Here is a 22458-nt window from a genome sequence, read left to right as displayed (position 1 = left end):
CATGCAAGCAGCACGACTTTCCGCTGAATACGGTTGGGCCTGGTTGGTTCAGGGTTGGGCATTATTCAAACGCCAGCCCATGACCATGCTTTTCTGGAGCCTAATGACCAGCCTACTAATCAACCTAAGTTACTTAATCCCCATTTTCGGTCAAATTGCTTTAATTATTGCAACACCCGCCATTGGCTTTATTGCGCTGAATGCCTGTGTGCAAATCGAACGCAATCAACCCATGCAATTAGGGATGTGGTTACAACCACTCAAAGACCCGAATGTTAAGAAAGCCATGCTTAAACTGGGCATTAGTTACTTTTTTGTCTGCCTTGCTGCCGGCTTTCTTGCTGTGATGCCATTTAGTCAAACACTGATGGACGTGATGAGTCGTGACGAGGCCGACCCGGCTCTGGTGATGCAAGCAATTCAAGCGCCCATGTATTTGTTTGGGCTGTTTTATGCGGGCATTTCCATCTTATTTTGGCATGCCCCTGCCTTGATGGGCTGGCACGGTATTCCTTTAAAAAAAGCGCTGTTTTACTCGATGGTAGCCTGCTGGCGCACCAAAGGTGCTTTGCTTATTTTTGGTCTGTGTTGGGCCGCTATTTATTTTGGCGCGCAATATCTAGCTAAAGCAATGGTAGCTGTATTTGGGTCATCCTTTGCTTATTTTTTACTTACCCCATTAAATCTTTTCATGATGGCGTATTTGTATAGCTGTTTTTACCCCATTTACCGCAGTGTTTTTGGGCAAAGTGCTATAGAACCCACCGTTTAAATGGAGACGGTGCACAACTAAACGCCACCCACGCTTGGTGGCGTTTTACCTTAGACCCCCAACGCATTTCTAGCACCGCCTTTGCTTTTCGATTAAATAAAATCCGGTTTGGGGCTAAGTAATGCCAAGGGCCTATTGCTGTGTTGTTTACCCCAATAAACCGTACGGCTAAAGGCTGAGTCAGCCCAAAACTGTGCACCGCTTGGCAGCGCTCAAAATACAACATGTGCTGGGGATACGGAAAACGATGCCATCCCCAAAAACGCGCGCCAAAGCCCTGCGCTTGATACACGGTGATTACAGTTGCTGCCATAATTGAAAAAACAAAGGGTACGCAATAACGAAAAAGGTGCATGGGAAAATACACACGACTAATGGCAGCAGCATTTTCACAGGCGCCTCTAGGGCTTGTTTTTCGGCACGTAAAAACCGCTCTTGACGTCTTTGTTGAGCTTGCTGTCTAAGCGCAGGGGCTAGGCGCCCGCCTAATTCTATAGTCTGCTGTAACGCCGCCACAAATGCATACGCCTCGGGCAAATCTACCCGATCGGTGAAGTCCTTAAAGGCTTGCTCTCGGGTTAGGCCGGCACGCATCGACTCAAGTGTCAGTAAAAGTTGCTGCTTTAGTGCCCCATCAGGCAATTCAGCACTGCACATGAAAAGCGCATGCTGTATGCCATGCCCTGCCTCTATGCTTAAGCAAATCAAATCCAGCATAAAAGGGAAATCACGCTGTATGTGCTTTTTTGATTGATGGCGCTGCTGACGCGCTCGAACCAAAGGTAGCGAAAAAACCAAAACAGCTGCCACTATGCCCGTCACTACATAAGCAGGCTGTTGTTTTACTAAAGCCCATACACTGGCCATGCCAAAGCATGCCATAACACCTGCACATTGTTTAGCGAAAAAAGAGTCTGCCAGCTGTGGCTGCTGTGCTGCCGCCCCTAATTCACGTTGTAAATACCAACGATACCGCCATGATAATAATGGTGAACAGATCTGTACCCAGACTAGCCACCAAGGCTGCAGCCATGACACTGATTTAGCCACAGGATGAGCCTGCACCCAAGGCCACCAGACCCCCGCTACAATTAAAAGCATGGCAATGCCGGCGCTACATAGACTTAAAAACCACCACATAACGGCTCCTATAGAGGCACGGTCACCAAACGCTGAATCCACCACACGCCGATTAACTCTAACACTACCATCACCACTAACAAGATTTGTCCAGTACGCTCCTGCCATAACGGTTCAATTAAGCTGGCATCAATCACATACAAAGCCCCGCCGACCAGTGGCGGCAAGAGCACCATAATCCACGCCTGTAAACGCCCCTGAGCCGTTAAGGCATTAATTCGTCCCTCGATGTAAATACGTGTACTGATGGTCTGCGCCATGTTTTCTAAAAGATCAGCTAAGCCGCCACCACTTTGTCCGGCTACTACCAACGCGGATTTAAATAAAGCCGTTGACTCACACTGTGTTCGTCGATGTAACTGCGTAAGGACTTGTGCCAAGCTTAGCCCCATACGCAATTCCTTTAAACACAACTCTAACTCTTGGCGCACGGGCTCTTGGCTGTGTGGGACTAAGCGTTGTAAACCAATACGTAAACTGCTGCCCGCTCGTAAAGCACTGGCAAGGGCCAACATGAAATCTGGAAATTGTTTCTCAAAACGTTCTATTCTTTTTTTGTGCAAATAACGTAAAGAAAGAGGCCAGCTAATTAACACCACCAGCTCTAACACTGCTACTAGCACCATAGGAATGCCTAAGACTACCAACACAATAGCCATACAAAACAATACGGCCCATATCAGGCTCACCACCGCTCGACTTTGAATAAAGACAAATCGAGCGCTGAAAAACTGCTCTGTCTCAGAGGCCATAAAATGTTGGTGCTTTTTGCTTAACCCCCAAAACCATTTGGGCGCTAAAGCCATAATCAGCACAGCACAAACACCGAATAAAACTAGGCTTAGACCTAACCACATGATGACGCTCCGCTACACATAAAACCAAGTTGGATCTAAAGCATCGGGCTGCTTTTCAAAACACGAAGGAAAAATGCCAGTAGCGGTAAAGCATTGCGTGTGCGGGTGGTAGGTAAATAGCTCTTGCATTTGGATGCGTCCTGCCTCCATACCTGTAATTTCACTGATACTAGTAATTAGCCGTTGTCCCTGAGCCAGACGCGTTTGTTGCACGATAATATGAATAGCGGCTGCAATGTGCTCTCGCACTGCATTTAATGGCAGATCCAACCCTGCCATTAAAATAAGGCTCTCTAAACGTGCTAAAGCATCTCGTGGGCTGTTAGCGTGTAACGTAGTTAATGAACCTTCGTGGCCGGTATTCATTGCCCCGAGCATGTCAAAGGCTTCGGGGCCACGACATTCTCCTACTACAATACGATCGGGACGCATACGCAACGCATTGCGCACTAAGTCGCGAATGGTAATCATGCCTTGGCCTTCGGCATTCGCCGGACGCGCCTCAAGACTAACAACGTTTTGTTGCTGCAGCTGCAATTCGGCAGCGTCTTCAATGGTAATGACGCGCTCGTGGGACGGAATAGAGTTGGATAAAATATTCAGTAAGGTAGTTTTGCCGCTACCGGTACCGCCCGCTACCAGAATATTTTTTTTATGGTGTACGCAACGGGCTAAAAAATCGGCCATGGGTAGACTTAGCCCTTGCTTTTGCAGTAGGTCAGCTAAGCGCATGCGATAACGACTAAATTTACGTATGGTTAGCATTGGCCCATGCAAAGCAATAGGCGGAATCACGGCATTCACCCTCGAACCATCAGGCAGCCGTGCGTCAACCATAGGCGAACTCTCATCCAAACGCCGCCCTAAAGGACTGACAATCCGATCCAAAACCGCCATTAAAGCGGCCTCACTACTAAAGCAGTACGGTGTCAGCTCACAACGACCATGACGTTCCACAAAAACCGAGGTCGGCCCGTTAACCATAATTTCAGTAATGTCCTCTTGTTCTAGCAATCGCTCTAGAGGGCCTAAGCCAATGGCTTCATCGAGCACGGTACGCATTAGATCGGTTTTAGAACCCGTAATCACAATGCCCTCACGCTCAATAATTTTCTCTAGGTGCGTATGGGCATGAGCACGCAACTCGGTGTCACTCATATGAGTTAAGGATTGACGACGCAAATCTAAGGCGTCAATCAGCCATTGATGCATGCGGTGCTGAATGGCTACTGATACGGCGCTTGGTTCGTGATGAGTGAACGGTGCTTCGGAATGCGGTGCTGTGGCTAGGTCTTGGGCGTTGAGAGCCTCTATAGCCACTACAGTTACTAAGGCCGTACCAATTAGAATCTGATCTTGAACGTGTAACGGGCCAGCTCGACTAATGCGTTTATGGTTTAAATAGGTTCCACTTAAACTGCCAAAGTCCTCTAGGTAAATGGCTCCGCTCTCTTCGTACAAGCGCGCGTGCTGTCGTGCTACCTTCCACCCTGTTAGCGTCACGTCTTGATCACTGCCTTTACCTAACTGACAGGGTAAATGATGCCATGCGGTATGTTGGCGACCGTCTTGGTACAGGACATTAAGGTGTAACCGCATAGGTGGCCTCCTGTTGCCATTGTGAGCCTTCCCCTTCCCAAGGATTCCAATACGGGAGTTTGGAATGCAGGGTCTGATCGGGTTGCTGAAAAGGGATATTAAGTTCTGTAGGATGCAATTGTTGTTCTATGATGGTGCGGCCTAAGCGCACTCGTTCTTTATTGGTGGGGTGTTCGGCATCCATGACCACTGGCGTGACAAAAATCGCTAATTCAGTTTCGTTACGTTGATAACGCTTGGATTTAAATAATGCCCCCAAAATCGGAATTTGGCCTAAGCCTGGCACAGCTTGATGGGTTTGAGAGATTTCTTGCGAAATAAAGCCAGCTAAGACTAGGGTTTGACCAGACTGCACATTAAACTCTGTACTAGCTCGTCGCGTTTTTAACGAAGGACCTGTAGGAATGGACAAGCTTGGGTCAATTGAGCTGACTTCCACATCTACATGTGAACGTACGGCCCCATGACTTTCCAAATAAGGGGTAATTTTCAACGACACCCCATACGATTTGAACAAGGTCGTCGTGTTTCCGTTGCTGTCGCTAGATGAATAAGGGACCTCGCCCCCAGCCAAAAACTCAGCCGTAGCACCACTGCGTGCTAAAAGCTGTGGCTGCGCTAAAACAACGGCCTGGCCTTGTTGTAACAACGCATTGAGTCGTGCACTGAGCAGAGCATTCAAACCAAAATACCCAGCGAATGCACCCGGCTGAAACGGTACAGGCATCACGACCTGCCCAGGTCGATCAAGCAAACTTTTACTGCCCTGATCCCAGGCTAGGCCAGCATTAAGCCCACCCTCTGATTGCTCAGACCAACGTACGCCTAATTCGCGCAAAAAGTTTTTCGGAATTTCTAATACCTGTACATCTAAAAGCACCATGGATTCCCAAGCTTGGTGATGACTTAAGTCCACAATGGCGTCATAACGTTTTTTTAATTCTTCGAGCTGGGCACGATGATGCGCACTTAACTGATTGCCTTCCACCACCACTTTTTCACCAATTTCAGTCACTTGCAGCTGCGGAATACGTTGCAAGAGTTGTTTGAGTTCAGAGCGCTGATGTTGCTCTACGGGCTCTTGAACATGAATATGGTAGCTTTGGTAATGACCTTGTTTGAACCAAACCGTCAGTGTGCTGGTACCAACATTACGCGCAAAAACCAAGACCTCGTTGTCTTCGGAGGTAACGGCATTAAGTACGTGACCATCCCCTACGGCTACGCGTAACACTTCAGGCAAAGACAAAACGCGCATTTCACCTACTTGCATTTGCCACACCTCTGCGGCGTGGGCTTGGCCTAACCACACCCCCAACACACCAGCGATAACTAACTGACTAATTTTCAACCACATCGAGGCTCTCCTGTATAAAACTTAACTGTGAGGGAGTGTCTACATCGAGCACGGCATTTTTACTTGGTTTAGGTGTGGCCTCAGCACCCCTCACCTGCCGGTGTAATTTATTGCCATAAATAACAGGCACTGACTTATATTCAGACGGGGTAACATGCAGACCAAGTAAACTAGCTAAGTCACCACGAATCCCTTTATTTGAGATGTGGGCATCGTGCGGATTACGTAACATAGCCGTGATCATGCCAGCTTGACGCGCGGCGACGAGCTTGGCGCCTTCTTCGGGGCTTAAGTCAAAGGTAACGGTCGCAAACTGCCCGCCATCAGCCATGTTTGAATCCGTCTGTTCATCGGTAGCGATGACTAAAACACCTTGTAAAAGAGGGGCAGTTATCTTGCGACGCTGATGGTCAAAACTGACATATAGGTCGACCAAATCACCAACGCGTAATAACCCTGCTAAGGAGTTAATTTGGTCTACAGGCATAGTGACCGCACGACGTCCGTCCGCCAAACGCGCTGAAAAACTTGGCTCTGGCTCATATTCGGTATGCACACCCAAAATTAAATCACCGGCTGCAATTTGTGCCCGCAGTACCGTTCCTATCAATACGTTATATTGATTTGGCTCTACGCTATCTTTAGGAATGCTTTGCATAGGAAACTCTCTGATAGCCAGATGGGCTTCTGTAAGTACTGTTCCAGCCTCTAGCGTATAGGCAGCGACTACTCGTGGCACAGTAGGTAACTTTGTTTGCTCAACTAATAAATGGCGCTCTTGCTCTAAATGTTGATACGCAGCCCAGACTGCTAAGGCTCCGCTCAAAACCGAGCTAACCAACCAAATACCAAATTTATGATGTGCAGCTATTTTTTTCATATCAAGGCCTCTTAGGGATGCCACCACAAAATATGCCAAACGCCTTGTCGTGGCTCTTGCCATATCATTAATCGCTCTTGCTTTTTGCTCCACTCACAGGGAGCAGTCAGCACACAGTCTTGTACGCCAGCAATCCAGCCTTGAGCCTGTAAGCGAAGGCGTAAGCGTTGAGCACTTTTTAAAAATGGCCTATGCGCTTGTAATACAACATAACTAGGTGGCTGAGCCTGAGCTTGCATTACCCATTTGTGTTCATAAAGCCCATCAAACACAGCAGGTATTCGTAGCTGCCTGGTTTGAAAGCTCAGGCTTGATAGCCAGCCTGTAGCCTGCTGATGCTGAGCCGTTAAAAATAAAAGAAAATACTGTTCATCAGCAAAAAATTTCACTATCCAGTTAGAGGGCAAAGCCAGTGCGTTTAAATCGTAAGGCAACAAAGTCGGCAGCTGGTTGATTAGCTCAAGCGCAGAGCTTGAGCTTGTGAACGCCTGTCGTTGAATACGCTGCCCTTGCCAGTGCCACTGCTCTATGGGCTGCCACTGTACTGGCCATTGGGTTAAAGCTGGCAGCAGCTGTGCCTGAGCGCCACCGACCACAGCACAACATAACCACAACACCGCACTCATCAACCAGAACATGCCGTTCTCCTAAGGGAGTAAAGAAGGAATGGCATCTCGCCATGGAGCCAACCACTGAGTATTCGGCTCTGCCCGCTGCCAAGCTTGATCTACAGGTCGTAGTCGAGGCCCCCACTGCGAAAAGGCGCCTTTTGAGGCACGATACGCATTAGCCCAAAGCACTGTACTGCCCTGCAATCGCTCTATCATGTGTGCACTTGAGTGAGGAGCCCCTAGCCCCACATCTAAAAGGGTATGACTGGTTAATTGCAAAGCAGGCTGCACTACGGTATGGGGCATCCACCACGCTACCTCCGGCTGATACTGCTTACCATGCTGAGCCAGCGCCCTAAATTGCACTCGCTCTGTGACCCCGAGTAACGCGTCTTGATTTGCTACTACCTCGGGAGCCCAGTTTTTAAGAGGCTGCGTGGAGGAGTGCTGCAGCTGAATTGAATGTGACACAGGACTAAAGAGCCCGGCCATGTACGCAGGATGATAGGCACTAGCCTCTGGGCCGAGTAAATGCGTTTGCGTATACCTAAATGCAGCAAAGCCGGCATGATGTTGTGTCTGAGCTTTTACTTCTTGCCAGCGTTGCAACCACAGTAACGATGGAGCGGCCAATAAAAGTAGTGCACTGACCATCACCATTTCCACCAATGCTTGCCCCTGTTGTGTTTGCATCAGTGCTCTCCTAGTAATTGCTGTAACCGTTGCTCCCATTCACCATGTGCTAAGTTTGCCTGCCAATAAGGTTGAAATAGATTGGCTTTTTGTGCTGCAGGTGCCGATTGATTAGGTGGTGCTTCGTAGGTATTTTTTGCCTCGCTTTGGCTATGAATGACTTGGGCACCTACAGCACGTTGTAAAGCAAGACGTGTCTTAAAACGAAACACAGGAACAGCAAGCTTAGTAGAAAGAAAAGAATACAGTCCCCGACTGGGCCATATCGTTTGGTCACGGCGAGCCCATGCCTGGGCTATTCCATTCGCACTGCCTTCGGTGATATCCCACTGCGTGTGTTCTTGAACCCAACGCCAAAAATCTTGGTGAGAAAAATCGTCTGGGGCAGTGTCGTAATCGTCTGAAACCATTGCATCGCCTTGACCCTGCACCCATGCCCAGCCCATCGCGTACTCACGGTGGTAACAGCCGATCCAACGATTTGACCGTAACGCATGAAAAGATAAGGTGTCTTCGGCCTGCCAATGCCCGTCTGGACTTAACACCGTTGCGCCGCGTCTGCGTAGCTCATGGCGTTTATGGGGGCAACGCGCTTGCACTAACCACTTGTTTTTTGCAGTACTATGCCGTGGTTTCAAAAAATCGTAATAAGACATTAGTTCGGTGAGCCAAGGGCGCCACCCGCTTGCTGTATGCCAACCTAGTACAGTTTGCCAATTGTCTTCGGTAACCTCTAGCTGCATTAGCTGTGGCTGGCTTTGCAATGCGAGCTCGGGGTAGTTTTCATAAAGCACATCCCGTATACGTGCATCACGTTGGCTTGGCATCTGGTTATAAATAGCTTGACTATGAGGTTCAAACACCAAAGGACTAAATTGTTGATGCTGAGCGAAAAGAGCCTGTAGGGATTGCTGTGCCACCCCCGCAGACTGCGCCAACAAGGACGCTTGGTAGCTCAGCCCATAATGTGGTCCAAACATCATGCTAATTAAACTGGCAGGCGGATTTGCCATTTGCACCCGTTGTGCTTGAGTTTGAGCGAACTCGGCCCAAGAAGCCAGCGTCACTAAATGCGCCATAGCAATTTGATGGCCGGTATAAGCACGATTCATATAAGCCGCATAATTAAGCATTTGTGCTTGCAATAACGCCCCACTGTAAGTGGCTGCGTCTAACGCATAGCGTTGACGTAACGCTTGATAATTAATTTGGCCCACGTAAAAAAACTTCAACATAAGTGTGCTAAATACACCTAAAGCAAGTAAGGCCAATACCAGTACCTGTCCTTTTTGATGTGTATTCATGGTTAATTCCCACCCGCTTGTGAGGCGTTGCCCGTGAAGTTTTGTAAGCTTTTGCTTTCAGCCTGAACGGAGCCGAGCTGTGCGGCCTCTTGGGCTTTTTGGGACTCCGCTGTGCCATCCTCCCCGGCTAATTCCTTAGCCATTGCGGCCGTTTGTGACCGAATGACTTGACCGAAGATCTGAAAAACCGCGATGGCAGCCACAGCAATTAAAGCGACGATGATGACGTATTCAGTCAATAGCTAATAAAATTAACCTAACTCATTGATTAAAAATAATAAGTAGGTTTTATTTGTCTAATACCCTTTAGGTTTAGTTGAGCTGCAACACCTTGTTTTCATTGATTACTTAGATCGAGTTTTAGACAAAAACCCAAACCAAAAGGCTAGGTCTTATTATTCTTTTCTGGGCGGTTTAGTACCCTATTTAGTACCCTTAAATAGACAAATAAACAGGTGCCCTTATGTCTCAAAATCAGCTTTCGATTAAGCAGATTGATTCAGCTTTACCTTTAAAAAAAGAATATTTTCTTTCTGATGGAAACGGGCTTCACTTACGGATCCGGCCCGCTGGTGACAAGCTTTGGGTATTCAGATACACCAACCCCTTGGGCAAACAAGTCAAAATCTCACTTGGCCCATACCCTGACACCCCTCTAGAGCTAGCTCGAAAGCTAGTTGTGGAATACAGGGCCAAACTTGCTTTAGGAATAGACCCAAAAAGCATTAAAAACAATGCCCCTAATACTGTTCAAGACCTGTTTAATATTTGGATAGGCGAGGAACTGCCCAACCGTCGCACAGAACGCGGCGTCTATCAAACTCGCATAAGGTTTGCGAAGCACATTCTCTACTACATTGGAGACGCCAAGCTCATATCTCTAAAAAAATCTGATTTTTTAAATGTTTTTATGAGGGTGGTTAATCAAGGATCCAACGCACAAGCAAACCTGCTTCTTCGAGAGATGAGGCAAATGTTTGATTATGCTGTTACCAATGAGTGGCTAGATGCTAATCGAGTGAGGAGCATCAAAAAAGAAGAAGTGGGGGGACCGGAAAATATAGGAACAAGAATTCTTAGTAGAAAAGAAATTCGAGAACTTTGGATCAAGTGTAATCAGAAAACGGGGATTACTTTGCAATGCCATGCATCGATCTGGTTAGCCCTTTCAACCATGGCGCGTATTGAAGAAATAGTTACGGCCGAAGAGCAAGACTTTGATTTGGAAAACAACCGCTGGATTATTCCCGCTAATAAGAATCAATCCAAGCGAGAGCACGTAATCTATCTCTCCCCCTTTGCGCGTCAATACATAGACTTGCTAATCAGCGTACCTAGGGAAGGAAGCTCCTACCTATTCAAAAGCGTACGAAGTACCACTTACACTCGACCCAAAACTATCAATTTCCAAATCTCCCATAGACAAGACTGCGCTGAAACAGGTGATTTAACTAGTAAGCTTAACCCTGAGATTAAGAGCTCATTACGCATATCAGGAGGTCGATGGTCTCATCAAGATTTACGCAGATCAGCTGCCGCGCTAATGAGCTCATTAAAGATACCCTACGAAATTATTGAACAGTGCTTAAATCGGAAGCCAAAGCAGGGGCATATCGCTATATATCAACAAATCAGTCCAGCTGAACAAAGGCATGCCTTTTTGAAGCTTGGTAAAGCGCTTGAGAGGCTAACAAGATAAATCTGACTTAACTGTATAAATAATTAATTATCAATATAGATAGAGCTCACTATGTATGCAATCATCCTTGAAGACGGCCCTACCTCCATCACAGAGCAAGCCAAATTAAAAGCCGAATACCGTTTTCAGCGCGTGCTTGAGGATGCTTTTAGTGGCCCCGAGACTTACTGCACGGCTATCAGACTTGGCGAAGTGCGATGGAGTCAGACAAGTCAGAGTTATCTGAAGATGATAAAGCGCCGGCTAAAAAGTGGATGAATATTGCTAGCAAAGCGCAGCAAGAGGGTTTAGGGGAATGTGAGGCTTATTTTGAGATTCGTATCAATAGATAGAGTGATGCTTTGCAGCGATCCTATATGTGGATCGCTTTTATTCGTGAAAACACTTACTTCGCGTTTCTTCTAGCCTCATTCAGATCAGCAATCGCCTTATCTATATCTAAAGCGCCAATCGCCTGATCTATTGCTACCATATAATTACTATTAGCAATATTTGTACTAGGGGTATCATCCACCAGCGTTGAGTGCCCCATATTGTTAACCGCCACTATGCTGGAATCCGCGCCCTTTACAGAAACAACAGCCCACGTAACAGATTTTCCTCTTACCACCATCGCATTAGCAGATACCAAAAACTCTGCATTAGCAGCCCTCATTTTCTCACAAATCAAATCGTAATTATCATAACCCCAGCCTTGTTTTTTTAACTCATAAAGAACATCCTGCCTGCTATATATTTTAGTAACGCACTGAGAATCCGCATAAAGAGGCGCAGAAAAAACAAGAGCCGCAGTCACAATGGTTTTTTTGAACATACGATTTATCCTTTGGGCTTAAAAAACTTACATTTAGTAAAAAATAAAATTTAACAAAAAACATCAAATGTCACAAGAAAACTCGTTCTTAACATCGCTTATACGCTAGCTAACGAAACGCCTTAACATACCCCTGCAACCCATTCACTTTATCAGCGAGCCTTGCAGCCTCTGCTCCCATTTGCTCATAGTCTCCGATACACTCGATAAGTATCCCGATCCCGTCCGCTCCGGCGTCATTAGGTCCGCTGCCGGGGTCGGAAGCTTGGGCGTTACGTAAGTCGTTGAGCAGCCCGACAATACGAACACGCTGATCAGACACCAGCTTTTGAGCTGCTTCACGCTCGAGCACGGCTTGTCGATATTCTGCGTCTGCCCTATCTTTTTCATACTGCATCCCCTGCTCTATTGCTATTTGAGAAAGCACAGCATTAACTTTCTCAGCGTTAACGCCTTGCTTATATTGATACTGACCATACAGCCAGCCACCAAGAAAAAGAGCCGCTGTAATCGCGGCCCCTATTCCCACTTGCTTTAACATGTCACACCTCTTTTAACGCATCGGCGTAACACACTGTCCATGTGCGTAAATGGGGCTTACCCGGGCGCCACACTCGCATATACAAATCCCATGCGCCTTGCTCATCTCCTAACCGCGGCAAACTTCGTGGATCAGTCCACAGTAATAAACGGGCAAATGCCGCCGCTAAGATTTGATCGTGCTCCAGTTTTTCCCACACGTCTCTGGCATTAGGCTCTACGCCTCGAGCACGACACACAGCCAAAGCATGGTCTTTACTGGCTGCATGAGTCAAAACCCCATGCACCCCACCCATTCGCTCAAACTGCCACCAGCCGCGAGCAGGACCTTTAGCGCCGGGCTTACCTTGCACTAGCTGGTACGTGTGTACGAAGCGGCTTTCCTGCAGACCAATCGCCAACAGCATCACACTGGCTTCTTTGCTGCGCATGCGCTCCGGCAACAAGGAGAAGGCAGGCTCAATCGCTGTTTTTATTACTTCACTTAATTTCATTTATTCCACCATTTTTTAAGACGACACCAGGTCAGACGGTTTTTCAGTAGGATGTGACGCACGCACAACAACGCTAAAGCCACGTTCATCGTGACCTCTGCTGTACGCCCCGCTGAGTACGTCCCGTGCGGTGCAAAAATAACGCCCATCGCTGCCAAAGCAGCTACACCAAAGAGAAACCGACACGTTGGCCCACCTTGAATACGCTTTGACACCGCACACCAAGACGCCCAAATACAAATCAAGAGACACGAAAAAATATTGATATAGATCACCCTATTTCCCCCATCGACTCATGACTAATTGCCAGAAGTCTGATTTCACAATCGCTCTGATAATCGCTTGCGTCACCGTACCGCCAAAAAGCCCCAATAAAAAACCGATGCTGCCGGCATTTGCTGGTGACACTTCTAAATATGTCGCTATCGCCCCAGTCAAGAAGTGCGCAATAACGGCGCCGGCCATCGCAAAGAAAATAAAATCTTTTCGATGCTTTAAGTCTTCTCGACGAAACCAGCTCGCAACGAGAGCCCCGACAAGCCCAGCAATCCCCCACTGAAACGTGTCAGAGACGTCAATAATCCAGCCCCATACGCTCAAGACTGTCTCCTAATAAAAAAAGCCCACTGCAATGGCAATGGGCGTAAAAAAAGCGCGTAGTGCGCTATCTGTTGAGTAGTACTGCTACCAGAAAGACTGCAGCTGTGGGTATTAGTAAATCGAGCTTCGCATCAAGTGACCAACGCCATATGTCTAGCGCTTCATAACCCTTGAGTTGACTTGGGTCCCCGATCTTGTATTCACGCTGCGCGTGTTCTCGACCGAGAAACAGCGCTGTCACAAAGATGGCGCCGACCCAGGCACCGTGCTGCAGGCCTAGGAGATAGAAACCACCCACAAAAAAGCCTTGGATAACCAAGGCTACGATTAGATGCTCTACGTGCGTTCGATTCATAAGATGCCTCCTGCAAAGATTCGCTGAGGTTGGTTGGGAGCTTCGATTATTGGCAGTAGCGCCTCTTGCTCAGCGGTCAAATCAGCGCGTAGGTTGGCGTGATATCCCTCAACCGGCTTAATTTCAGGGTACTCCTCACCCTCTGTATCTAGCAACATGTGGCCGGTTGGTCGGTAAATCGTGCCAACGTAATCAATAGCTACGTCATGGGGTGTGACGGATTCACCATCTATATATGACAAAAGCCCCGCTGATTGCAGGGCTTCATCTATAATTTTCCGGCTATTAGCTCTTAAGAAATAGTCTTTCATGTTGTGAGTTCCTGTAGTTGCTCAGTTGTTAATGCACGCTCGTAAAAAGCGGCTGACTTTAACCACCTATATTTTGATTGAACATGTGTTGCGGGATGCAAATTAGCAAAAATAGCCTCATTTACAACATCCCTATCTGTTTCTATTTCTCTCACAACTCCGTCTGCAGCAACTACTATTTTATCGGGGAAGATACTTACACCCAGTTTTCTCAGGTCTTCCCAGTTACCAGGGATGGTTCGACTCATGTAAGAGCCGTTAGTGTAAATCCGAACCTGAATATTGTTAGAGAAGCCCGCAGCCCAAACCATAATGCCGTTCGTTGGTATATGTCCTGTTCTGCCCTTTCCCCAACTTAATATATAGAGCGTATTGTTATCTATCAGATTTCTTAGTAGCTCTAGGTCTATAACCACAGAACGCAGACGATCTGTTCTTATTGAATTAAGTACGCCGTCTGCCACCGTCACCTGGCTGGCTTCAGTAGGTATGTATGGGGTGGGGGAGATCCCTTCCTCCAACTGCATCCCAAAAACCTCCCATCCCTCACCCTCTTCGAGCATAGATCGGAGGGGCCAGGCTATCGGGGCCCAACTCGTTCCTGTAGTTGCTGCTTTGCCTGTCACCCAGATTCGATAAAACCCATTTCCGGCGGGATCACAGCCAACAAATGTTGCACCAGAACCTTTGCTTATTTGCCCATCAGGCGTTAATCCAACGTTACATTGGGATTCGAACATTTGCTGATGTAAGATAACTCTTATTGGATTATTCGAACTATTACTCGCCAACGGTTTAACATACAAACTAGCTGTGTACATTACCCCCTCTGTGTACTGCTGAACTGTAGCTGTCCTATGAAAATATGGAGAACCTGTAGTGTTCTCAGCTTGCTTAAATAAAGCAGATCTTCCCCAATTAAATGGGCTTTGTCCATAACCTCTAGCTAGAGAGGCGGCTGGGGCAGCGGACCACCCTAAAAAGTCTTTAGATTCCGTAAGTAAATTAGTCCTCACGCCACTTCCCCAAAGCCCTTTATCCGTAAGTACCGGCTCGTCAACACCGTACTCGTTGCCCTCCTCATCCCAATCTAAGCTAGCACGGGTAAACTGAATCCGTGGATCCAAATACTTAGCCCCAGCAAACTGGAAATCCAATATTGGATAGGGTCCATCACCATATTTCAACTGATTCTTCGCAACCCTCAACTGATCTGCCTGATACGCCAAATCCCGCAAAGCCTCTTGCACGTTCGTTGCAATCACAGTAGGCAAGGGGTCTGTAGCTACCGTCGTCGCATGAACGTTCGCGATTTTTTTAGCCTTCTCCTGCCAGTGAAGAGCAGAATACTTTCCTGGCACCACCTCCACATCTTCAGGCGCGTTCGCAAACCTATCTGACAGATCTGAATAATGTCGCGCAGAATACTTTCCAGAAGCCACCACAGACCCCGGCGCTTTATTCGCCCACTCATCAGACCGTGTTGCGCTATTTGCGGAAGCTGTTGCGCTTGCTGCAGCTGCTACAGCTCGGTTATTAGCATCAGAAGCACGGGTATTAACATACGTAGCCACCTCATTCATCTGAACGCGTCGTAGTTCTAAAGACGCTGCATGAGCATACGCCTTATCATCAAAAACCTCCTCGCTGTCTTCCGGCGTTGGCGCAGGAGGATACGGGTCAATCTTCGGTATAGACATACTTTCTCCAATAAAAAAGCCCGCACTAAAGCGGGCTATTTGTAATACTTGAAAACTTAGATAAAACCATCAAACTCAATCGAGCAATCAGACGTCGAAACGTTGGGTACGACAACCTCAAAATGCTTAATGAGACCGTACCCTGTAAACGCTTTAAATGAGTCAGTGGCAATCATCAAAACTGGCACAGAATCCACTTCGCTCATAAAGTCATACACTTGATCGACCTCCGTATTTCTAATCGCTAAATTAAACGTGCTTCGCTTAGATGAACGCCCTTTCCGAATATCGACCTCCCCTGAGTCGGAATCTCTACGCACGCGGCTATAAGACGTAATCCCTGCTCTAGCGCCATACTCTACGCCAATCCCAAATCGACGCTGCTGACCAAGCACAATAAGTCCTACACCCAGTTTTTCACCTCCCTTAATCTCTATGCAAATCTCTGCACGTGGGTAAGACGGCAAACGTAAAAAAAGCGCTTGGTTTCGCGCTTTTCTGTAGCCGTAGTACCAGTGCCACCAACTTGATTGAGGCGTGATCGGATTCACTTTCTGCGTTTTCTCATACACGCCTAATAGCGGGTCCTCGACACGAATTTTTACTTCCGTTGCGCCAGTTAAGTTTAAGATGCCTATTGAGTTCGCAGCACGCCCTGTTTTAATCCGATATGTGATTAAATTAGGTCGCATAGCACGCGAGCTGATTTGATCGTCAAAAGCGCGCCACCGATTCACTACGCCGGGGCTGAGCCATTTATCAGGGTAATTCAGCGGATCATTACCCTGATTTTCATCGGCTAGCGACTCGTAAATGTTGCGCCCAAGGACTACACGAGCGCCAACAGAGTAAGTCTCATCTGGGTCAAAAGGCAGGTAATCATCAACTGGCACGTTCGAGTCAATGAGCATCTCGTCAGTCACCACCACCGGCTTTACGATAACTAAACTCACGCCACCTCCTTTTTAATTTTCACAAAAACTGGATCACTAGGCATCTCCTCAATTCGCACTGGATAATCATCACCCTCCCAACGCTCCAAAACCCGCGCCATGCGCTGCTGCATCGCTATCATAGAGCGCATCATGCTTTCGTACATTTGACGCAGCTGTTGATTCTCGCGAATTAACCCCTGCATCAGACCCGAAATATCTGGCCCCGCTGACATATTGCGCAAGATATCCTGCGTTTTGCTTGCGTTGAAAATGCGGCTCGGGCCTGTCACCTCAAGCTCTGGGCCTAGCTCACCGACGAGACGTAAGCCGCCAAAGTGATCGCCACCGCGTGCATATTTTCGCAACGGCATCTCATGTCTGCCATATTGATCAAAATGCGACTGAGCAAAAGCAAGCATGCCTCGATCACCACCTGCGGCCCCACCGCTTTTCACTTCACGCAGGTAAGCCGTCATGACGTCTTGGTTAGCAGCTAAATACGCCTGCGCTTCTGACGTAACCCCAGGCTTGTGCGTTCGACCTTTGTTTTCACCGGGTTTGTCAGTACGGTTTTCAGCCCAGCCATAGCTGCTGTAATGAAGCTGAGCAAACTTCAAGTAATCAGTCGGTGATGCCCAGCCCTTGGCTACTTCTTCTGCAAAAGACCCTAGTAAACCGGTATTTCCGAGTAAGTAGTTTTTCGCTGCTGCCTGACTTTTAAACTCAAAATCACGTCCGCCGAACGCTTTTGAATTGCTGGGCTCCGGCTTCGCAACCTGTTCTGCTTTCATCGCCACTGCAAGCAAACGCATGCCTTCGTCTAACGACCCCATCGAAGTATTCAAGTCACGCAGCTGCTCGTACTGCGCTTGCATCGTGCCCAACTGACTTTGAATCGTTTCAATTTGCTTAGATGCCAACCGCTCTGCTTCCGTTGCTTTTTGCAAGTGGTCAATCAGCTCTGCAACGCTTTGCGTGCTGAGATCCACGGCTCGCATAGCATCAATTTGAGACTGACTCAAACCGTGCAATGAACTTGTTTCACTCTTAACGCCAAGGATGCCTTGAATCTGCTCACGCGTAAGTCCTTGCAAAGCCAGTGCCTGGGCGTTACCCGACTGCAGCGCAGTAATCTGCGACTCAGATAGCCCTAGCGCTTTGGCCGTTTTCGCATCAACTGACTTCAGTGCTGCAATTTGAGCATCTGTTAGCGATTTAATGACGTTAGCAACGCCTGTGTTTCGGCTTAGCTCTGCCAGCTGCTGAGCAGTTAGTCCGTGGACATTAATAACCTCAGATTTAACGCCAAGGATTCCTTGAATCTGCTCACGCGTTAGGTTCTGCAACACAGCACTGGCGTTGTTACCCGTGCGTAACGCCTCGAGCTGATCTTTAGTAAGGCCCACGCTTGCAGCCGTCTTATCATCAACCGATTTAATCGCAGCAATCTGAGCTTGTGACAAACCCGCAAGTTCGAACGCACGTTTCGTGCCTTCTCGCAATTCCGCAAGTTGGTCTTGCATCACCTGCAGCTGTTGCTCTGCAATCGTCAGTTGTGGCTTAGCTAGTGAATTAATGCTATCTAGCTGATTCGCTAGCACAAGCTGATCGCGCTGACGCTCAAAAATAGAGCCGTAATACCGGTCGTCCAAGTCTGCACGAATGGATCCCACTGCACTACGCAACTTGTCAGCATCTGGAAGAACACCTGTGCTAATCGTATTACCGATAACACGCCAGCCCTCTGCAGACTGCATTTCAAATAGCTTGGCACCGCCACGCAGCTCATTGAGCATGTCCGTTAACATCGAACTCACGGACGTCAGGGAGCTAATCTGCGTGTTCAGCGACTTTTGCAGTGCGTTTGCGACTTTATCTGTGGTCTTAGAGACTTGCTCTAATTCACGGATCTGCTTTTGCGCTAGCTCTTTGAATGCAGACATGAGTTTGTCTACATGGGACCGAGCTGAGTTATACGCTTCTTGCTCTAGGCGCTGACGCTCTTGATACGCCTCCGCCTGACGTCGCTCTAGCTCTGCGTAGTACTGATCTGCAGCGCTAGCAGCACCAAGCAATGCGGCAATAGTGTGCTGATTCGCCTCAGTGACTTCTCCAAGAGAATCTACTAGCTGCCTAAAGCCCTCACGGCTACTGGGCAGCTGTACATTCACAGCACCGAGCGTGTCGACCAGTTGTCTGTGTAGATGCTCTTGGCGCTCTGCTTCTGAGTAAAAGCCCTGGTAAAACGAAGCAACATTTGCTGATAAAGCATCTAAACCGCCAGAGGCCATACCCAAGCCATGCGTCACATCAAACGTGAGGTTTTTCAGATTCTCAAGCGGCATCTGATTAAACGCATCAGATAACGCATTCACCGCACCCACAGTATTGCTAATCTCTGCAACTAAGCCTTGGGCCTGCTCAGCCGTTAAACTGCGCACATCAACACCAGCAAGCATGTCTCGAATGACTTGCGGCATTTCAGTGCCAACGGCTTTCCATGCTTCTAGTGCCGCAAAATGCACCTCAGACTGCAAATTAGCGAACATTTCTTCTGCGGTACCGCTTTTACCGCCAAAGCCGTCGCCTTTTTTGCTAGTGCCAAAATCAACAATTGAACCATCAGCTAACTGAATCGAACCACCGGCAAACGTACCGCCTCGCCCCTTATCCGAGGACTCAAACATCCCGTGGAACCAGGCGGTTTGCGCTTTAGCGCCTACGCCTTCTAGGACCGAGTTAATCGTATCGACAGTCGAGCCAAATAACTGTGTTGCCGCGTCAATTGTTGCTTGGCCACCGTAGCCACCGCTTGGCCCACCTTTTGCCACAGCTTGCCTTGCAGCCAAGTCGTACTGCATGTACGCGCCGTGGCGTGTTTCGCCCTTCATCATGTTATGAGCCATCAGACCAAGCCCTAACACAGCTGCACCGCCCGTTATCCACGGCATCGCAGCAGCAAACGCGCCGCCTGCATTCACAGCACCCATTGACGCACTATAAGCACTATTTGCAATGGTTCCTGTACCTACTTGCGCACCTAGTGACGCGGCGTTCACAGCCCCAAGCTTAACCCCAGTAGCTGAAATGGATCCAAGTGCGCCGGTCATTCCAGAAGCAAAAGACGTCATGGCTGACGAGCCAAATGCCTCCCCTAGTGCGCTTACACCCTTGGCTAAAGAGCTAGTCATGCCGCCTGATATGCCCATATACGCTTGGTTAGCCTTGGTAAGCATATCTATGCCTGTCGCTACGCCGTAGCTACTCGATGCATTGGCCGAGCCCGCTAATCCCAACATGCCACCCACGCCTACCGCCACCTGAGCCACAAAAGGCCGCATGAACATTTTGTAAATTTCATCGGCAACAGCGGTTTTAAATGTAGTGGTAAGCGACTTAGTAAACGATTTCCAACTGTCTTCACCTCGGTTAAGCATGTCTGCAAAACCTTTGCGGAACACATCATCAATGTTTTCAATGGTCTTACGCCACTCTTGCTCGGCCTTTCTCTGCGCCTCATAACCCTCACGAGCGACATCATGCTCGCCGATGGCTTTTACTAGATCCTCGCGCACCACTAGCTGCTCTTTAAGAAGCTTGATTTCCTCTTCGGAACCTTTTTTGCCCTGTAGCTGGGCAATCTGTTCTTTAATACGAGCATTGGTCAGCTCTTCAAACGCAGCCTTACTCATGCCCATAGTGCGAGCTTGGTCGCGAATCCTCTGCGCCTCATCGCGGGTTTTCTCGGTGGACTTTTCTATACCCTCCAAATAACGAAGCCGCTCTTTGGCGGCCTCTTCGGTTAATTTATTGGTGCGTACTAACGCGCCCGCTTGCTCATTAAGTGCGGCAAGCTCCTCCAGTTTGGCCTTATTAGCTGCTTTGGTTTCTTTTGCGGCTAAGTTTCGCAACTGCATCCCGCGACGCTCAAACTCGTTTAATCGAGATACTTGAGCAATTGTGTTTTCTGCAGCTGCGGCAAAATTGTTTTCCTCTTCAATCCGAGCTTTTAAACGAGCAACCTCGGAGGCAAAGGAATTGTTGCCGCTAGATTTTTTCTCATAGCGCTTACGAATCTCTGCTTCCTCTCGATAAAAGGCCTCCATGATCGCTTTATAGCGCTCCGTGCCCTTACCGAGCCCTTCCGTTAACCTATTTACGTTTTCCCGAGCTTTCTGTAGCTCATACTCTAAGGTCTTAGGTTGGTTTTGCTCTAGGTATTTGGTTTGGTCTTGGGACTGCTTGAGTAGTCTATTTCTCTCCTCAACCCTCTTTTGGTCTAGTAGATCAATATTTTTTAATGTCTCTACCGCCTCTTGATGTATCTCAATCTCATTCTTAATTGCTTCGATATTCTCTTTACTTTGATTTATATCTCTTAGGTTAGGCCTACCAGTTTTCTCTCCTGTAGTCACCATCTCCTGTAAAAACGCCTCTTGCTGCCTTAACTCCTCCCTAAGCCCTGCCAAGACATCAGTTATAGGCTCCTCTTTACCTAGATTTGCAATTCCATCAGATATAGTTTGCCACGTACCTTGAATGCTTTTCTTAGCTTGTAGGTATGCGCGCTCTATGGCGCCAATATTTTCAATCACCTCATTGGCACGGATTCCCAGCTGTTCAGAGTGATGGCGCTGAGCTAAGGCCATTGCCTCTTCTTCACGACCCTGCTCTTCTAGCGCACGAACCTGCTCATAAACGGAAAAAGTTAAGTGATGGTACTTATCATTTAGCTCTAGTAACGCAGTAGACGGTGCTTCACCTAAACGAACAAACTCACTTACCGTCTGATCTACAGCCTGCCCAAAAGCCTGTTGCATTTGAATCGATGCAAGCGCTACATCTTCAATTGAATCTGCGGCAATTTTTCCTGTGCGGGCAATCTCCTGAACGGCTTTTGCCGTGTTAGCGGCATAGGTAATGTTCTCGCCAATACTGCGAGACATAGCAGTTAAGCGCTCGGTCGTAGCGCCAGCGGCATTCCCTGTTAACGCCAGTGAACGGTTAAATTCTTGGTTTTCGCGATAGCTTTGGTAGTACATATACCCCAAAGCGCCTACACCAGCCGTTACTGCACCAATACCCATTCCTACGCCAGACAAAGCAATGGAAAGAGCGCCTGAGCTACGGGTAATCTGGAACATAGAGCTTTGCACTTGACCCCAGTTTCCGGATGCTGCAGCACGCCCAAGATTTAATAGGTCTCGCTGTGATTCTCTAGAGTTTAAACCTAGCAGCTTAATCATCTCCGAGGCAAACCCCGCGCCTTCACCGATCTCCTTTAGCTGCTTTTCTACAATATCATTACGCTTTGCGCCTATTTTGGCTAAAGATTCAGCATACTTTTCTGCATCAATCACACCTGCGCGAAATGTCTTGTGTAGCTTCGCCTCTGCGTCGTCAAGCTTATTTAACTTAGCCTCTAGCGGGTCTATTACGGTCAAAAGTTTAGATAGCCCATTACGTAACTTTTCCTGCTCCTCAGCTAACTTACGTGTGCTGTTTCTATTGCGCTCTGCGGCTTGCATTGCCGCCACTTCTGCGCCAGCTGTTTTTGTGTAGGCACGGGCACGCTCAAGAACTTGGCCAATACTACGGCGCTCAGTCGCCTCATTAGCTTTGGCGGCTTTATCTAACTCACTCAGTCGCTTAGCTTGCTGCTTTGTAGCTCCGCCTAGCTTTTCTGCTGCTTTTTCTGCTTCTGCTGAAATTTGCGCCAATTGCTCTAAAGATTTAATGGCAATAACGGTTTCAGAGCTATCTACCGCTAGGTTTAATTTTGCTATATCACTCATGG

Annotated in this window: 22 protein-coding genes; 2 read left to right on the top strand and 20 right to left on the bottom strand. The window is 48.0% G+C overall.

Annotated features, from left to right (window positions below; translation table 11 throughout):
• The first annotated feature begins 1 nt into the window (after position 1).
• Positions 2 to 772, top strand: coding sequence for a BPSS1780 family membrane protein (locus tag GGR41_RS03005; RefSeq protein WP_167660579.1), 771 nt, complete (start codon positions 2 to 4; stop codon positions 770 to 772).
• Here the strand turns inward: GGR41_RS03005 and GGR41_RS03000 are convergent.
• The 10 genes from GGR41_RS03000 to GGR41_RS02955 are packed head-to-tail and all read right to left on the bottom strand — an operon-like array spanning position 753 to position 9452.
• A complete protein-coding gene (locus GGR41_RS03000) occupies positions 753 to 1085 on the bottom strand; it encodes a hypothetical protein (RefSeq protein ID WP_167660578.1) in 333 nt (110 codons plus the stop codon). The two genes, GGR41_RS03005 and GGR41_RS03000, sit on opposite strands and share 20 nt — an antisense overlap.
• Positions 1070 to 1912 (bottom strand): type II secretion system F family protein, encoded by an 843-nt coding sequence (locus GGR41_RS02995; protein ID WP_167660577.1) that lies wholly within the window; start codon positions 1910 to 1912, stop codon positions 1070 to 1072. Before GGR41_RS02995 ends, GGR41_RS03000 begins: the two co-directional genes overlap by 16 nt.
• Before the next feature lie 8 nt (positions 1913 to 1920).
• Positions 1921 to 2769, bottom strand: coding sequence for a type II secretion system F family protein (locus GGR41_RS02990; RefSeq protein WP_167660576.1), 849 nt, complete (start codon positions 2767 to 2769; stop codon positions 1921 to 1923).
• A gap of 12 nt (positions 2770 to 2781) precedes the next feature.
• Positions 2782 to 4368, bottom strand: a complete 1587-nt coding sequence (locus GGR41_RS02985) for a TadA family conjugal transfer-associated ATPase (protein WP_167660575.1) — start codon at positions 4366 to 4368, stop codon at positions 2782 to 2784.
• Positions 4352 to 5725 (bottom strand): type II and III secretion system protein family protein, encoded by a 1374-nt coding sequence (locus GGR41_RS02980; RefSeq protein ID WP_167660574.1) that lies wholly within the window; start codon positions 5723 to 5725, stop codon positions 4352 to 4354. Before GGR41_RS02980 ends, GGR41_RS02985 begins: the two co-directional genes overlap by 17 nt.
• Positions 5709 to 6605 (bottom strand): Flp pilus assembly protein CpaB, encoded by an 897-nt coding sequence (cpaB, locus tag GGR41_RS02975; RefSeq protein ID WP_167660573.1) that lies wholly within the window; start codon positions 6603 to 6605, stop codon positions 5709 to 5711. Before cpaB ends, GGR41_RS02980 begins: the two co-directional genes overlap by 17 nt.
• A gap of 11 nt (positions 6606 to 6616) precedes the next feature.
• Positions 6617 to 7243, bottom strand: coding sequence for a hypothetical protein (locus GGR41_RS02970; protein ID WP_167660572.1), 627 nt, complete (start codon positions 7241 to 7243; stop codon positions 6617 to 6619).
• A 9-nt stretch (positions 7244 to 7252) separates the two neighbouring features.
• On the bottom strand, positions 7253 to 7909 hold the full coding sequence (locus GGR41_RS02965) for a hypothetical protein (RefSeq protein ID WP_167660571.1): 657 nt from the start codon (positions 7907 to 7909) through the stop codon (positions 7253 to 7255).
• Positions 7909 to 9213, bottom strand: a complete 1305-nt coding sequence (locus GGR41_RS02960) for a hypothetical protein (protein WP_167660570.1) — start codon at positions 9211 to 9213, stop codon at positions 7909 to 7911. The genes GGR41_RS02965 and GGR41_RS02960 overlap by 1 nt, the downstream gene beginning before the upstream one ends.
• Before the next feature lie 2 nt (positions 9214 to 9215).
• Complete coding sequence (locus GGR41_RS02955; RefSeq protein WP_077733249.1) at positions 9216 to 9452, bottom strand: hypothetical protein; 237 nt, start codon at positions 9450 to 9452, stop codon at positions 9216 to 9218.
• 224 nt (positions 9453 to 9676) lie between these two features.
• On the opposite strand from GGR41_RS02955, the gene GGR41_RS02950 reads away from it, so the two are divergent.
• A complete protein-coding gene (locus GGR41_RS02950; protein WP_167660569.1) occupies positions 9677 to 10912 on the top strand; it encodes a tyrosine-type recombinase/integrase in 1236 nt (411 codons plus the stop codon).
• A 385-nt stretch (positions 10913 to 11297) separates the two neighbouring features.
• Here the strand turns inward: GGR41_RS02950 and GGR41_RS02945 are convergent, their stop codons facing one another.
• The 10 genes from GGR41_RS02945 to GGR41_RS02900 all read right to left on the bottom strand — a co-directional run bounded on the left by GGR41_RS02945 (position 11298) and on the right by GGR41_RS02900 (position 22456).
• Positions 11298 to 11726 carry a hypothetical protein gene (locus GGR41_RS02945; protein ID WP_167660568.1) on the bottom strand — a complete coding sequence of 143 codons (429 nt, stop codon included), beginning with the start codon at positions 11724 to 11726 and terminating at the stop codon, positions 11298 to 11300.
• 109 nt (positions 11727 to 11835) lie between these two features.
• Positions 11836 to 12267 (bottom strand): hypothetical protein, encoded by a 432-nt coding sequence (locus tag GGR41_RS02940; RefSeq protein WP_167660567.1) that lies wholly within the window; start codon positions 12265 to 12267, stop codon positions 11836 to 11838.
• A gap of 1 nt (position 12268) precedes the next feature.
• A complete protein-coding gene (locus GGR41_RS02935; RefSeq protein ID WP_167660566.1) occupies positions 12269 to 12760 on the bottom strand; it encodes a hypothetical protein in 492 nt (163 codons plus the stop codon).
• Positions 12757 to 12975, bottom strand: coding sequence for a hypothetical protein (locus GGR41_RS02930; protein WP_167660565.1), 219 nt, complete (start codon positions 12973 to 12975; stop codon positions 12757 to 12759). The genes GGR41_RS02935 and GGR41_RS02930 overlap by 4 nt, the downstream gene beginning before the upstream one ends.
• 61 nt (positions 12976 to 13036) lie before the next feature.
• Positions 13037 to 13360, bottom strand: a complete 324-nt coding sequence (locus GGR41_RS02925) for an MFS transporter (RefSeq protein ID WP_167660564.1) — start codon at positions 13358 to 13360, stop codon at positions 13037 to 13039.
• Between the two features lie 64 nt (positions 13361 to 13424).
• Positions 13425 to 13715: a hypothetical protein gene (locus GGR41_RS02920; RefSeq protein ID WP_167660563.1), complete on the bottom strand. Its 291-nt coding sequence runs from the start codon at positions 13713 to 13715 to the stop codon at positions 13425 to 13427.
• Complete coding sequence (locus GGR41_RS02915; RefSeq protein ID WP_167660562.1) at positions 13712 to 14026, bottom strand: hypothetical protein; 315 nt, start codon at positions 14024 to 14026, stop codon at positions 13712 to 13714. The genes GGR41_RS02920 and GGR41_RS02915 overlap by 4 nt, the downstream gene beginning before the upstream one ends.
• A complete protein-coding gene (locus GGR41_RS02910; protein WP_167660561.1) occupies positions 14023 to 15726 on the bottom strand; it encodes a phage head spike fiber domain-containing protein in 1704 nt (567 codons plus the stop codon). The genes GGR41_RS02915 and GGR41_RS02910 overlap by 4 nt, the downstream gene beginning before the upstream one ends.
• Before the next feature lie 56 nt (positions 15727 to 15782).
• On the bottom strand, positions 15783 to 16679 hold the full coding sequence (locus GGR41_RS02905) for a hypothetical protein (protein ID WP_167660560.1): 897 nt from the start codon (positions 16677 to 16679) through the stop codon (positions 15783 to 15785).
• Positions 16676 to 22456, bottom strand: coding sequence for a phage tail length tape measure family protein (locus tag GGR41_RS02900; protein ID WP_167660559.1), 5781 nt, complete (start codon positions 22454 to 22456; stop codon positions 16676 to 16678). Before GGR41_RS02900 ends, GGR41_RS02905 begins: the two co-directional genes overlap by 4 nt.
• Positions 22457 to 22458: the final 2 nt, after the last annotated feature.

The sequence above is a fragment of the Paenalcaligenes hominis genome, from assembly GCF_011927625.1.
Lineage (GTDB): Bacteria > Pseudomonadota > Gammaproteobacteria > Burkholderiales > Burkholderiaceae_B > Paenalcaligenes > Paenalcaligenes hominis.
The sequence above is the reverse complement of the archived record's forward strand: the minus strand, read 5'-3'. Positions and strand labels throughout refer to the sequence as shown.